This is a genomic window from Paenibacillus curdlanolyticus YK9, from assembly GCF_000179615.1.
Taxonomy (GTDB): Bacteria; Bacillota; Bacilli; order Paenibacillales; family Paenibacillaceae; genus Paenibacillus_T; species Paenibacillus_T curdlanolyticus.
Window position 1 is genome coordinate 26,587 of sequence record NZ_AEDD01000010.1, and the last position, 14,053, is coordinate 40,639.

General features: G+C 53.5%; 7 protein-coding genes. 3 read left to right on the top strand and 4 right to left on the bottom strand.

The window, feature by feature from the left end:
- Window positions 1-7: 7 nt before the first annotated feature.
- Complete coding sequence (locus tag PAECUDRAFT_RS17665) at window positions 8-1,519, bottom strand: spore germination protein (protein ID WP_006039497.1); 1,512 nt, start codon at window positions 1,517-1,519, stop codon at window positions 8-10.
- Between the two features lie 112 nt (window positions 1,520-1,631).
- Between PAECUDRAFT_RS17665 and PAECUDRAFT_RS17670 the strand changes: the two genes are divergently transcribed.
- Both PAECUDRAFT_RS17670 and PAECUDRAFT_RS17675 read left to right on the top strand, forming a co-directional pair.
- Entirely contained in the window at window positions 1,632-2,528 is an 897-nt protein-coding gene (locus tag PAECUDRAFT_RS17670; protein ID WP_006039498.1) for an SDR family oxidoreductase, read from the top strand.
- Between the two features lie 13 nt (window positions 2,529-2,541).
- Complete coding sequence (locus tag PAECUDRAFT_RS17675; RefSeq protein ID WP_006039499.1) at window positions 2,542-3,984, top strand: GMC oxidoreductase; 1,443 nt, start codon at window positions 2,542-2,544, stop codon at window positions 3,982-3,984.
- Between the two features lie 27 nt (window positions 3,985-4,011).
- Here PAECUDRAFT_RS17675 and PAECUDRAFT_RS17680 read toward each other — a convergent pair whose 3' ends face one another.
- From PAECUDRAFT_RS17680 to PAECUDRAFT_RS17695, 3 genes are all read right to left on the bottom strand, one after another.
- Window positions 4,012-4,707 carry a ThuA domain-containing protein gene (locus PAECUDRAFT_RS17680; protein WP_006039500.1) on the bottom strand — a complete coding sequence of 232 codons (696 nt, stop codon included), beginning with the start codon at window positions 4,705-4,707 and terminating at the stop codon, window positions 4,012-4,014.
- A gap of 186 nt (window positions 4,708-4,893) precedes the next feature.
- Window positions 4,894-6,171, bottom strand: a complete 1,278-nt coding sequence (gene hflX, locus PAECUDRAFT_RS17685; protein WP_006039501.1) for a GTPase HflX — start codon at window positions 6,169-6,171, stop codon at window positions 4,894-4,896.
- A gap of 542 nt (window positions 6,172-6,713) precedes the next feature.
- The gene (locus PAECUDRAFT_RS17695; protein ID WP_006039502.1) at window positions 6,714-12,860 is read right to left on the bottom strand and encodes a carbohydrate binding domain-containing protein; all 6,147 of its coding nucleotides are present in this window, start codon (window positions 12,858-12,860) and stop codon (window positions 6,714-6,716) included.
- A gap of 333 nt (window positions 12,861-13,193) precedes the next feature.
- On the opposite strand from PAECUDRAFT_RS17695, the gene PAECUDRAFT_RS17700 reads away from it, so the two are divergent.
- The gene (locus PAECUDRAFT_RS17700; RefSeq protein WP_006039503.1) at window positions 13,194-13,913 is read left to right on the top strand and encodes a 3-ketoacyl-ACP reductase; all 720 of its coding nucleotides are present in this window, start codon (window positions 13,194-13,196) and stop codon (window positions 13,911-13,913) included.
- The last annotated feature ends 140 nt before the right edge of the window (window positions 13,914-14,053 follow it).

The following is a 14,053-nucleotide window of genomic DNA, read 5'->3' on the forward strand; positions in this document are numbered from 1 at the left end:
TATATACCTAACCTTCGCCTGTCCGATGTTTGAACGATCGACCCAGCCTTTTCTTCACGGATGGACGAATAAATACATCGCCAAGCGAATTGGGGTCGGCAGGCTGAATCGGGCTGAGATACGGTTGTCCAAGCGAACGAAGCGCGCATAGATGCCACAATACGACTAGGAGGCCAAACATGAGCCCAAAGCCGCCAAAAGCAGCGGACAGCGCCATTAACGGTAAGCGAATGATTCTAAGCGCGATGGCCATGTTGTATTGAGGAATCGCAAACGAGGCAATCCCCGTCAGCGCTACCACGACAACCATGATCGGCGAAGCTACCCCCGCATTAATAGCGGCTTCGCCGATGACGAGCGCACCTACGATGCTGACTGCCGAGCCGACTGGCCGCGGCAGCCGAATGCCCGCCTCACGCAACAGCTCGAAGAAAAACTCCATGATGAGCGCTTCAAAGAATGCAGGAAACGGAATGCCTTCCCGCGTATCCAGAATGGTAAGCAGTAAATTGGTCGGTATCATCTCCGAATGGAACGTCGTAAGCGCAATATAAACGCTAGGAAGCGTTAATGCCAGAAAGAACGCGACGATTCGAAGCCAACGAACCATTGAAGCGTACATGGAGCGTTGATAATAATCTTCGCTCGATTGAAGCAGCTCTACGAACAACCCGGGGCAAATCAGCATGGAGCCTGTCCCTTGCACCAGCACAACGATTTTGCCGTCCAGCAGGGAAGCAACCGCCGCATCCGGCCTTTCCGTATAGCGGAATTGGGGAAAGGGCGAATACGTCACGTCTTGGATCAGCTCCTCGACATATGAGGTCTCCAGTATTTCGATCTGCTTCGCTCTCTCGATCCGTCTCTTGAACTCCTCTAGCAAATCCGGTTTTACCCTTCCTTCCAAATAGCAATATACGATTTCCGTATTCGTCTCGCCGCCCCCGTTCAGCTTTATGAGCTTAAATCGCGAACTCATGAGCCTTTGCCGCAGCAAGCCGATGTTTTTATTAATGTTCTCGACGGTGCTTTCCCTTGGGCCCTGTACGACGCTTTCATTCGCAGGCTCCGTAATTTGCCTCGATTCCATGCCCGATGTCTCGAAGGACAGCGCTTTGTCCCAGCTATCGAAGTAGATGACGAGGTTGCCATTCAATATTTCTTTGACGGTTTGATCGAAACTGGCTACGATTTGGGCCGATTCATCGGATACGCCGTGCTTCTCGAAATGCGAAATGATGTTTTCTGTCAGCACCTCGGTTCCGGGACCGACTTCGTGCATGACGAGATCTTGAAGCACCGTCTTCATGTAATTTACTTTTTTACGTTCCGCAATTGTCCCGAAATAGACGGAATACGCCTCATGTTTCATGTCCGGGCCATACTGCCAAGTTAAACACTTTAGATCGTTGCAATCGCGGAAGATTTCGTCCAAGCGTTTCCGGGTTTCATGAAGCTCCTTCGGAATCGGATTTGAAGGCCGAATGGTTGCATCGGATTGAAGCGACAATGTGATCATCCCCTACATACCTATCATGCAGTATTGGATTCAAAATTATTCCTTTTTCACCTAATTCTCGATCTAGGCATATGCTGAACTATTCAGCAACGGGGAAAGTGACGGTACCGACATGAAAATCAAACCGAATGTTTACGGCTATAAGACCCAATGCGAGAACATTCCGATTCATTACTTGCCGGAGTATCAGCCCCAGCAGCCTGGGCTCGAATATTTGATGAAGCAAAGGCCTCTCTCAGAACCGCCGCCTTGTGAAGGAAAGAGAAAACTTGAGGGAAAAGTCGCCGTTATTACAGGGGGAGACAGCGGAATCGGCCGAGCAGTCGCATATGCCTTCGCCAAGGAAGGCGCCGATCTCATCGTAGCCTACTACAACGAGCACATCGATGCGATCGAAACAAAGACGCGGGTCGAACAGCTTGGGCGTCAATGCTTGACGATTGCCGGAGATATAGGCGACGAAGCGTTCTGCCGACATGTTGCAGAACAGGCGGTCCGCCAATTCGGGCGAATCGACATTCTGGTGAATAACGCAGCGGTCCAGTTTTATCAGCCTCGCCTTGAGGATATTAGCCGCGAACAGCTGGAACTGACGTTTCGAACCAATATATTTGCCATGTTCCACCTAACCAAAGCCGTTCTACCCCATATGAAGCCAGGCAGTGCAATTATTAATACATCATCCGTATTAGGCACCGTCGGGCTGGATGTGTTAATCGATTATTCCGCTACGAAAGGAGCAATCAACGCCTTCACGCGGGCGCTCGCTGGCTCTGTAATCAGTCGAGGCATCCGTGTCAATGCCGTTGCGCCTGGCGCGACATGGACGCCATTGGTGCCTGCGTCGTTCCCGCCGGAAGAATACGAATCGATCGGATTCGACTCGCCGATGAAGCGCAACGCCCAGCCTTTCGAGTTAGCGGGAGCCTATGTTTACTTGGCATCGGACGACTCGTCCTATGTTGTCGGAGAAATTATTAATGTAAACGGTGGAGCGTATTTCGCATAGGGATGTGAACCATTTGACAGTTAGCGCGGGTAATGCCATCGGAATTTCGACGCCAAGCTGGCTGCCGACTACGACGCTGGATCAAATGAGCAGGAACGAATACGATGTGTTGGTTGTGGGTACGGGAGCAGGCGGGGGCGCAGTCATTTGGCGGTTATGCGAGCATTGGAGAAGCACCGGCAAGAAAGTCGGCGTAATCGAGGCTGGCGATCTGATATTGCCCACCAACCTCCGCAATGTAGAGACCATGAATCCGGAACGCGTAGACGCATTAGCCTATGGTTCGGGCGGCATCGTAATCCCTGTACCCGGAACTAAATTCCGAGAGATCATTGCAGTCGGTGGGCGAACGCTCGTATGGAACGCGATCTCGCCGCGCATGCGGGTGAAGCGCGAAAGTTGGCACGTACCGCTTCAAGAGATGGATCAATATTACGACATTGCCGAGCAAGCCCTGCAGGTATCCGGCGCTTATGTGGAAGGTTCGCCGATTAACCGCATCTTGCTAAACCGGTTATGGAGCGAAGGCTATCATTATGCACGGAAAATGCCGACGGCAACGGATATGGTTCCGACCAAATACGGCGAAATGCATTCCAACGTTTATTTCAGCTCGATTAAATTTCTAGCTGGGGCGGTTAACCGCAGGCCAATCGACCTTGCCGTATTGTCGCGCGCGGTCGGCGTATTGGCGAGCAATGGAAAAGTTGAAGGCATTGAAGCGGCGACGCCCGATTTGCGGACCTACAGAATAAAGGCCAAGAAGGTCGTGTTATGCACCAGTACAATCGAGACGCCCCGCCTGCTGCTCTATTCCGGCATCCCCGGACCGGCGATTGGCCATTACCTGACGACGCACTCCGTCGTTTGGGGCGCTTTTCCATTCAACCGCACATCCTATCCATACGTGACGGGAACGGCAGGCATTCTGCTGCCTGAGCAAGAAGGCCGCCCATTCCAGATCCAAGTCGAGGGTCCGAGCAGATCCTTGTTTTATCACGATCCTTTCATCCCGTTTCAAAGCGTGGAGCGGATAAAGGTCGCCGGGGTCGGAACCGTTCAACCGCGCTATGATAACCGCGTCTCGCTTAACCCCTGCAACCGGGATCGGTATGGCGTTCCGGAAGTCGACGTTCAAATGACTTACAGCCCCCATGATTATGCTGTAAGCGCGTTGGCCGAACAATCCGTCCTTCGCATCGCGTCCTTGCTTGGATTTCAGTCGACGCCTCTTACTCGCGATGTGCCTTTGCAAGGCGACCATGAATCATGCACATGTCGGATGGGCAACGATCCTATGACGTCCGCTACGAATCAGTTTGGACAAATCCATGGTATCGCCGGCCTCTTCATCGCGGACAACAGCGTTATTCCAAAGCTTGAAGCGGCGAGCCCTACGCTGACAACGATCGCGCTTGCGCTTCGAACAGCAGATTACATCGCACGTACATCCTAAGATGAGCCGCTTGAACGAATCTTGATTTTACATTGGAGGCGGGGTATTCGAGTGCGGATGACCGTCCGCCGCCCATAGCATGCCTCTGCGAATCATTTCCGTTACTTGAGGCATCTGTACGATATCGGGCCGATGGCCGAGCGAATTATAGTAGATTCGGCCTGCTCCATATAGTTTCACCCATGATGCAGGCATAATGACCGGACGCCACACAAGCGGGGGAACAGGCCGATCGAAGTACGTTGTTGCGAGCACGACGACCGAAGGGTCAACCATCATGTAGTATTGTTCGGTCCTGACATAAAAATCGCCGATTCCGGCGACGAGGGGGTTATGCGGATTCGGAAAATGGACGCGATATATCGCGGTATCATCGCCAGGATGCGCGAGAAACTGGCCTCCGATCATCGCTTGATACTGGATTTCACCGCGAAACGCGTCCGCCGATCCATGAATGCCGGCCAAGCCCGTTCCTGCAGCGACCGCTTGCAGCAAATTGTTGAGCGGTTCCGCTTCGATTTTGCCATTCGTCCATAATGGCACGATCAGATCGGCATGCATCAACTTGCTGCGATCGTTGAAAATTTCCAGCGTATCGTAAACTTCGACGATAAAATGCTCAGCTTCTAATATCTGCGCTACCATATTGGCTATTTCGCGCGGCCGATGCCCTGGATATCCGCCTTGCACGATCAACGCCCGTTTTCGTCTTGGAATCGTCATCTGCTGGACCACTCCCCTTCCGCATACGCTCCATTCACAAACATATGAGAACCGCGGCCAATTATGCCGTAACGGGCCATTCCACGGATCAGGCGGCATTCACTTTCGTAGGTAATAAAAATCGCTGCTCACTTCCTCTCTAGAGGGAAGTGAGCAGCGATTACGCCGAATGCCCTTTTCAATCGCTTATGCTTCCGTAACAGGCTCCACAAACAAATGCTGATACTTCTCATAGTCAGCCTTCCTGCACTCCATCGTCAGGCGGGTTCCATTGGGCTCATAATCAGTCGCAATGACATTCGCATTGGCATTGAAATACGCGACCAAGCGGCCTTCCTCGAACGGAATGATGACCTCACAGGACATATAGTCTTGGAATATCTGCTGCTTCACGAGCGTAATGAGCTCGCTGAGCCCCGCCTCTTCCTTAACGGACAGATACACCTTATCCCCGTTCACTTGCGGATACTGCTCATCGGTGAGATCCGTCTTGTTGTACGCATAAATCATCGGAATGTGATCGGCGCCAAGCTCCTTCAGCGTCGTATTCGTCACTTGAATATGGCGTTCGTATTCCTCATTGGAGAAGTCGACGACTTGGATCAGCAGATCTGCCTCGGTCACTTCCTCTAGCGTGGAGCGGAACGCTTTGATCAAATAATGCGGGAGCTTGCTGACGAATCCGACCGTGTCGGTCAACAGGAACGACTTGTTGTCAGGCAGCTCGATGCCGCGAACGGACGTTTCAAGCGTGGCGAACAGCATGTCTTTGGCTAATACTTGCTTGTTGGACTCCGGCATGAATTCCTTCAATACGGCGTTCAGAAGGCTCGACTTTCCCGCATTCGTGTAGCCCACAAGACAGACAACCGGCACGCCCGTCTTCTGCCGCTGCTTGCGCTGCACCTGACGTTGGGCGACGAGCTTCTCCAGCTCCGACTGCAATGCGGTAATTCGCTCCTCGATGCGGCGGCGGTCCAGCTCAAGCTTCGTCTCGCCTGTGCCTTTGTTTTTCATGCCGGAGCCGCCGCCTTGACGGCCGAGCGATTCGCGCAAGCCAACGAGCCGCGGGAGCATGTATTGCAGCTGAGCCACCTCAACTTGCAGCTGCGCTTCGCGCGTCCGAGCGCGCTCGCCGAATATATCAAGGATGAGAATCGTCCGGTCGATCACCTTTTTCTCCAACGAGCTCTCCAGGTTGCGAATCTGCGAAGGCGACAGCTCATCGTTGAAGATGACGGTCGACGCATCCAACCCTTCCACCAAAGCAAGCAGCTCCTGAATTTTGCCGCTGCCGATGTAGTGAGGGCCGTTGACCTTGGCAGCATTCTGGGTAAGCTCCCCTACGACCTCAATGTTGCATGCATCCGCCAGGTTGCGCAGCTCTTCCATCGAATACGCAAAATCCGGACGGTTCTGTAAATTAACGCCGACGATAACGGCTCTGTTGTTCACGGGTTCCATCTATATATTCCTCCTCTGATTAGAGCAATTCATTCATTTCTTCAGTAACAAGCCATTCATGCCAATTCAACAAAAAAACGCACGGGCGCGCTAAGGCCTGTGCGTTGTTCGATACACGTATCGAATAGAGGATTTCAAGATAACGTTGGTCTTGTCGGAGCGTGATGCTGAATAGACCCGCCGTATTGGCGAGCATTCGCATGGATCGCATCGTTTCCGAACACTTCTCCCATAAAAGCACGAGAACGATATCCGATTCGTCTCGTCGTAACCATTCTTAGTGTGGGTTACCTCTATGTGGGCAGACCTATCCTGAGTCCTCTGCACAGGGCAGAGCCTTGGCGCTGTTCCATTAGCCGCGCGAAGTTCTAACTCGGATAAAGTCTATCACACGTAACCCTCCGTTCCAATTTAAGTAAGGCCATTCTAACACGGGGATCGGTTGGAACGCAAACAAACTTTGGCGTTCCAAGCAAAAAACCGAGAAAGCGGCGCAACCGCGCGCTCTCCCGGCTTTTCTAGCTGCTTATACACTGAAGACGTTAGTTCGTAAACACTTGGAACTCATAAATCGAGTAGCCCCAAGGGGTATTGCGCTCCAATCCGAGCATCCGAACATACTGACCAGTGCCGGAGACCGGGATAAGATCCGTTCGCGGCGCCTGTGGCAAGCCGCTCTCGTTGAACGAGCCTGCATCGCGCCAGCTGCTCTCGATATTCGGCGTATCGGTAACTTGAATTTTATAAGCTTTAGCCGATGCGGTTTCCCATGAAAGCTGAACAGCTGTGAGGGTCATGCTTTGCCCCAAATCAACGTAAATCCACTGGTCATTCGTCTGTGCCGACTCCCAGCGCGTTCCGTTATTGCCATCCGTTGCAGGTACTGCGTCGCCAGAGGAAGCTACTGCAGCTTTGCCAAGCGCCGCATTGTTCAAGGACAAACGAATCACATTGATCGTGTAGGTCTTGTTTAGCTGCGCACCCGGCTTCGCAACCGTGAAGGTGACGACATTGTTGCCGACCGCCAAACTTGCCGTGTAGCTATTCGGGCCGGATGCCGCCGCACCAGTGACCGAATCCATATTGTTGTCCAGTGCCAACACGGTCGTTAAATCAACGCTTGCCGTCGCGTAGCCGACAATGAGCGTGTAACGCAGCGTGTCTTGGTTGAATTGCGGCGTCAGCGTGCCTTGGCTTGCCGCGAGGCCAACTAACCCGTCCGCTTTGGTCAGCTTAACAAGTGCCGCAACTGCTCCGGACAGGGCTGCCAACGCATCGTTGACTTCCGTTTGCGTTGCATCGACCTTCGCATACATGGCATTGGCTGTGCTCAGCGCCGTCGATACGGCAAGCCACGTATCTGCCGAATAATCAGCTGCATCAAGTGCGCCTACCGCAGTGATTTGCTGCTGCAGATCCGCCTTAAATGCACGGTAATCCGCTGGGCTTGCGAACGGCTCGCCCGTTGCTGAAATTTCAAACAGCGAGTAGCCATATTTGACACCGCCGAACGAGAACCGGTCAGTTCCCGTCATTCGGATGTAACGCGCCGTAACGCGATCCGGAATGGAGATGGTATCGGTCGGGCCGCTGCCCGTCGACGTGCGGTAAACGGTTACCCAATTCGTTTGGTCGCTCGAAACTTCAACCTTATAAGCTGTAGCACGGGAAGTTTCCCAGTCGAGTTTGATCTGCGAAACATTGTAGCGATCGCCCATGTCTACCGTAATCGACTGCGGATCGCTGTGATCCGATTCCCACCGCGTGTTGATGTCACCATCTACTGCTAATGAAGCATTGCCTGAGGTGCCGGTAATCGCTTTGCCTTTAAGCAAATTGAACGGCGTGCGTACAACATGAATCGTGTACGCCTTCGGCACCCGCCCTTGCTGATCGACAATGAAGGTAATCGCATTCTCGCCTTCCGCCAGCGAGGCTACATAATCGTTGCCGTTCTTCGTCGCGCCGCCGATCAACGAAATATCATTATCTGCAGCGATTGTTGGCGTCAGCGCAATGCTCGTTACGCCAGCAAGAACTTTAACCGTGTACTCCGTCGTATTGCTGTCAAACGGCTGATTTAAGCTGCCCTGGTTAACAGCCAATGCCGTGAAACCGTCCGCCTGTTGAACTTGAATCGGCTCGCCCGGCACGTCAATCGTGAGCGGATTGACCGCCGATGATGCTTGCTCCACTGCTGGAATTTCCGCAAATCGGACTTGATCCAAATAAACGTCATGTTTGCCGGCTGCCGTGCCGATTTTGCCTAAGTTAAAATCAATTCGGCTGTTCAGATTCGTCGCTGCGTTCATCGTGAAGTCGAAGCTATACGTCTTAAGCTGCGGCGTCAGCGCGATCGAATCGTATAACGCATAAGCATAGTTATTGCTTGGATCGTCGATCGTAAGACGCAGCTTGCGGCTTACTGACGAGCGCGCTTCGAACGTAACGCGGTAGCTCTTGCCCTTGTAGAGCGCTGCGCCCTGCTGGCTGAACTGCAGCCCCCAGAAATCATCGCCCTGCGCCGTAATGGCGAGCTTCGTCTGGTTTTGCTCTGTCGTAATGACTGCACCGCCAGCGTTCTGCATCCACACGTCCCACATGCTCGTGTTCGCATCCATGCTGCCGTTACGAATGACGTTCGGCGAGATCATGATATGGTCCAGTGTGTAGCCTGCGCCAGAGAGGAGCAGCATCTGCGTCCCAGCATTCAAATGCACAAGATCCGTTACCGTCTGGAACCGGTCATTGCCGCCCGTATTCGGGAGATGGATCGTCCGCGTATGCGGCTCTGCGCCCTTCGACGTCAGCTTCGCCGTATTGCTGTTCGTCGCTAAGCGATAAGACAGCACGTAGTCGCCATCGGTTGGTACGGTTACGTTGTATTGGAGCCAAGCTGCAGCCGAGCCATCCGGCGTAACTGCTCCGTTTTGGACCGTAAAGGCTTGCCCGTTCGTAAAGGATTCCGCCTCGACGACTTGATATAGCGGCGGATAATAATTTGTCAGCTTCACATCGTCGATGAAAATATCTCCGCTATTTAGGCCCAGATTAAACGCAAGCCGCGCTTTATTATCCGTAGCATCGTTCATCGTGAAGATCGTGGAGTAGGTCTTCATCGTGTCATCCAGCGCAAAAGCTTTCACGCCCGAATAGCTCGTGGCTGGACTGCCTTCCTTAAACGCCTGAGCTTCAATGGTCTGTCCGGCGTTGGCCGCCCGGGCCTTGAAGGTCAGCTGATACTGCCTATCCCGCACAAGCGGAATGCCTGGCTGGCTGAGCTGCACCGAAGATGCGTTCGCTCCGCTGCTCGCAATCGATGCTTTGAATTCGCGTTCGTTAATGGCAGCGCCGACAGCATGGGATGCCGTAGCAGTACCGTCCTCTTTATACTCCCAGAAGCCCATCCGCTCAGCGCCTTCATCGAAGGTGCCGTTGTAGATGAGTCCGCCCAGTCCGGCTTCCGGACGCGGCGTCGGCACGTTAGCCGTGAGCGAGGAAGCTGGGCCTGCGCCTGGATCGCGATACGACAAGCCATCCTTAAGCTTGTAGACGCGAACGTAGTCGACGAACATTTTGCTCGGAATAATCGTCGTCTTATCCGGGAATTGCGGCCATTCGCCGCCAACTGCCAGGTTCAACTGCATGTAGAAATCCTGGTCGAACGGAGCCGGCCATGTGATCGGCAGCGTCTCCCCTTCGCGTTTGGTGTACCAATCGTTCTGGCGTTGATAGAAAATGCCGTCTACATACCAGCGAATTTCACCCGGCTCCCATTCGATCGAGAACGTATGGAAGTCCTGCGAGAAATCCATGCTGCCCGGCAATTCGAAGCTGGCATTGGTATATTTCCATGGCAAACCGTAGTGCAGCGTACCCCACGCCTTATTCGGCTCGCTGCCGATCAGCTCCATGATGTCGATCTCGCCCGTCGCCGGCCATGGGCCATAGAGGTCGTAGTTCGTCGGCATCATCCAGATTGCCGGCCAAATGCCTTGCGATTTCGGCACCTTGGCGCGAATCTCGTATTTGCCGTACGTCCAGTCGCCCTTGTACTGGGAGTACAATTTGGCCGATGTGTAATCATGGTCTTGGTATTTCTCTTTGCGCGCTTCGATGACTAACGCTTTGTTCGAGCCGTCGATCGGTTCGATGCGTGCGTTTTCCTCGCGAGGCGTGTAGTACTCCAACTCGCGGTTGCCGAAACCGCCGCCTTTATTTACAAAATTCCACTTGGATTCGTCGATCTTGGTTCCGTTAAATTCGTCGCTCCAAGTGAGCTGCCAATCTGCCGGGTTGCGTCTAACTTCTCCATTAGCATCTGCCGGCTTTTCTTTGATCACGTAAATATGATACACAGCGTTCGCTTTACCCGACTCTGCTACTTCGAATACAACCTCATTCGTACCCGTGTCAACCAATGCTGTGTATTTGCCGTTTGCTGCCGTCGCCCCGGTCACCTTGCTCAGCGTATTATTCGTCGCCAGCTTCGGATCAAGCACAACCGTCGCAACATTGCTGTACGCGCCGATCAAGTAATTGAATTGATTCGGACGGAAAGCTGGCGTCAGCTCCATCTTCAGATCATTGCCACTGCCGTCCGTTATCGCAATGCCCGTAAGGCCCGCTGCGCGTACGATGCGCACAAGTGCCGCCATCGATTTCGTCAAGCCTTCCAGCGCCTGATCCACTTCCGCTTTCGAAGCGCTATTCGAGAAGCTTGCTTCCTTCGCCGTAATCAATGCGCTCTCGAATAATGACCACGAAGCTGGCGTATAATCGTTCTGCTCCAGCTGTTGGCCAGCCTCGATCTTCGCATCCAGCGCAGACTTGTCTACGATCGATGCCGTATTCGCCGTCAGCTTCACATTGTCGATGAACACGTTCACCGGCGCCTTCGCGCCTCCCAGCTGGAAGATCAGCTTGCCCGTAGGCGTTGACATCCCCTGCATCGTGAAGGTAAAGGTGTACGAGCCCGCTTCCTTCATTAACGCGAATTTACGCGGCGTCGATACATTTTTCACGCCATCGCTTACGACAACGACCATATCGCGTTCGATCGATGCACGCGCATCGAAGGAAACGGTGTAGATCGTTCCGCTAGATAACGAGAGTCCCTCACGAATGATTTGCACGCTCGCAACGTCATCTCCAGCCGATTGAATGCTTGCTTTCATCTCGCCCTGTACCGCTGTAAGCGTACCTGTCGACAATCCTGTCGTTTCATTGCCCCAGAACGCTTTCCAATTGCCTAGACCATTGGCAAAAGCGCCATCGTCGATGAGATCAACGGTACTACCAGTGCCTGAACCTGATCCCGAACCCGATCCAGCGCCGCCGCCGAAGCCGCCCCCGCCAATACCGCCGCCCGCTTGGGCTTGGCCGATGACGAGCTTGCCGTCCGTGACCGACGCTTGGTCACCCTTCTCCAGCTTAGTGCCGTTCAGCGTCAGTGGCGCTTGAATATCCACTTGCTGGAGCGAACCGCCTACCGTCACTGTGCTGCTGCCGCCCTGCGCGGCTACGCGAAGCTGTCTCGCCGACGCCTTCTCATCCAGCACCACATTCGCCGGTGCATGGAGCGCAAGTTCGTCGATGCTGCCTGATGTGAGATGCAGCGACGGCTGGCTGCCGTTAAGCGTCACATCGCCAAATGTACCCGACAGATCCGCTGCAACCTTCTGACTGCCTGCTTCTACGATGATGTTGCCGAAGCCCGATCCGCCAGCCAGTCCTTCCTCTTGCAAGCTTGCATTGGAATACAGGTGAACGTCCCCGATGCTGCTTTTGCCGGAAGCGACGATAGCAGTCGTGTCGCTCGCCGTGTTAACGATGACTTCCCCCAAGATTGAGTCCTTCACATCAACGGTTACTTTGCCGCCGCCGATAATGAACGTCTTGCCTTGGACAATGACATTCGTAAGCGTGACATCGCCCGTTGCAATAATGAACAGGTTGCCGCTGATTACTTTACCTGCCAGCGAAGCGCCTGAAGCACTCACAATTGCGCTGCCTTGGCCCGACGCTGAAGGGAACGACCCCTGCGCATTCGTGTAAAGGCCAATCATCTTGTCGAGCAGCGCCGCGATTTCAGCGCGGGACAAGCTTTTGGCTGGCAGCATGCTGCCATTGGCATACCCAGATAGATAGCCGTTCGTCGCCATGATGCCGACGGCTTCACGCGCATAGGAGGCTATCGCCGAGCTGTCCGTGTAAGTGCTCGACTGCTTGCTTCCGGCGATCAATTGGAACACTCGGGTCAGCATGACCGCCGCATCCTGCCTGCTCACCGTATCGTTCGGATGTATCGAGCCGTCCGGATACCCTTTCATATAGCCTGCGGCTTTGGCCTTCTGCAGCGCCTCTTCATACCAAGCGCCCGCAGGCACATCGGACATCGCCGATTTGTCGTTTGCCGCGAAGCCAAACAAGCTGTTCAGAATGACCGCGAATTGCGCGCGCGTCACCGAATCATTCGGATGGAACCGACCATCCGAGAAGCCTTTCATAATACCAGCTTGTACCCAACGATTAATGGGCGCAGCCGCCCAATGGGCTTGTGCATCCGCAAGCGTGCCCGCCTGCGAAGCTGCCGCTGTCGCAGCGCTCGCCTGTGCCGGTACGGCCATGCCGGATAAGAGATTAACGACTAAAGCCAAGACGACTGTCATGCTTAGCTTACGCATCATGCTGACTCACTCCCCTTTGTATGGTCTTGTTGCCGCGAACGTTTACCAGTTGCCTGGAAGCGCTTGCATCAGTGTTGGAATTCAAACTTCGAGAGCAGATCTTTCCGCGTTTTTTCGACATGATTCACCAAAAACTAACAAGACCTTCTACCTATTTTAATATGCTTATGTTCCTATCGAATATGGAATAAACTAATGATTTCTATCATTAAACAACGAACTTTTAAAAGCTTGCGATCATCCAGCGACCCCGTCAACTTGCTTCAAGCCTGTTTGTCTTCCATAATACAAGGAGTCCCTACCTATAAAAATTGGAGCGAGGAGAGATCACGAATGACTTTACAAAACAAAACCGCAATCATTACAGGTGCTGGCAAAGGAATCGGCAAAGCGACGGCAATCGCGCTTGCCAAGGAAGGCGTTCATCTCGGCTTGCTCGCTAGAACGTCCAACGATTTGGAGGAGCTTCAAGCATCGCTTACAAGCGAATATGGCATCAAGGTATACATAGCGACAGCAAATGTGTCCAATAAAGCAGAGGTCGACCAAGCGATTGCTTCGCTGGCGCAAAGCCTCGGCTCCATTGAAATCTTGATCAACAACGCAGGCATCGCCCAGTTCGGCACGCTGCTCGACATGGATCCGGAGCAATGGGAACAAATTATCCAAACAAACCTGATGGGCACCTACTACGTGACCCGCGCTGCCCTTCCTACTATGATTGCGCAAAATAGCGGCAGCATCATTAACATTGCATCGACGGCAGGCGAGCGCGGCTTCGCGACAGGCTCTGCTTATGTCGCTTCCAAATTCGCTGTCATGGGCCTCACCGAATCGCTCATGCAAGAGGTGCGCAAATCCAATATTCGCGTGACCGCCCTCACGCCAAGCACCGTCAACACCCCGCTCGCGCAAAATGCCGGGCTGAAAATCGGCGACGAAGACCGCATGATGCAGCCGGAGGATGTAGCTGACCTGATCCTCGCAGCCTTGAAGCTGCCGCAGCGCGTGTTCATTCGCACGGCGGGCATTTGGACGACGAATCCGCAGTAAAATGGTAAATCGAAGAGGGTGTCTCAAAAGCAGCTCTGCTTTTAAGACACCCTCTTTTCTAACGGACCTCAGAGCCGCTATTCCCCTCCAAAGTGCCCATCAAAAAATGTAACTGACCCCACTGCCTTTATTTAGCCATT

Bases quoted from the DNA above. Each gene is read 5' to 3' on its own strand.
- PAECUDRAFT_RS17665 (WP_006039497.1), bottom strand. From the start codon at position 1,519: ATGATCACATTGTCGCTTCAATCCGATGCAACCATTCGGCCTTCAAAT.
- PAECUDRAFT_RS17670 (WP_006039498.1), top strand. From the start codon at position 1,632: ATGAAAATCAAACCGAATGTTTACGGCTATAAGACCCAATGCGAGAAC.
- PAECUDRAFT_RS17680 (WP_006039500.1), bottom strand. From the start codon at position 4,707: ATGACGATTCCAAGACGAAAACGGGCGTTGATCGTGCAAGGCGGATAT.
- hflX (WP_006039501.1), bottom strand. From the start codon at position 6,171: ATGGAACCCGTGAACAACAGAGCCGTTATCGTCGGCGTTAATTTACAG.
- PAECUDRAFT_RS17695 (WP_006039502.1), bottom strand. From the start codon at position 12,860: ATGATGCGTAAGCTAAGCATGACAGTCGTCTTGGCTTTAGTCGTTAAT.
- PAECUDRAFT_RS17700 (WP_006039503.1), top strand. From the start codon at position 13,194: ATGACTTTACAAAACAAAACCGCAATCATTACAGGTGCTGGCAAAGGA.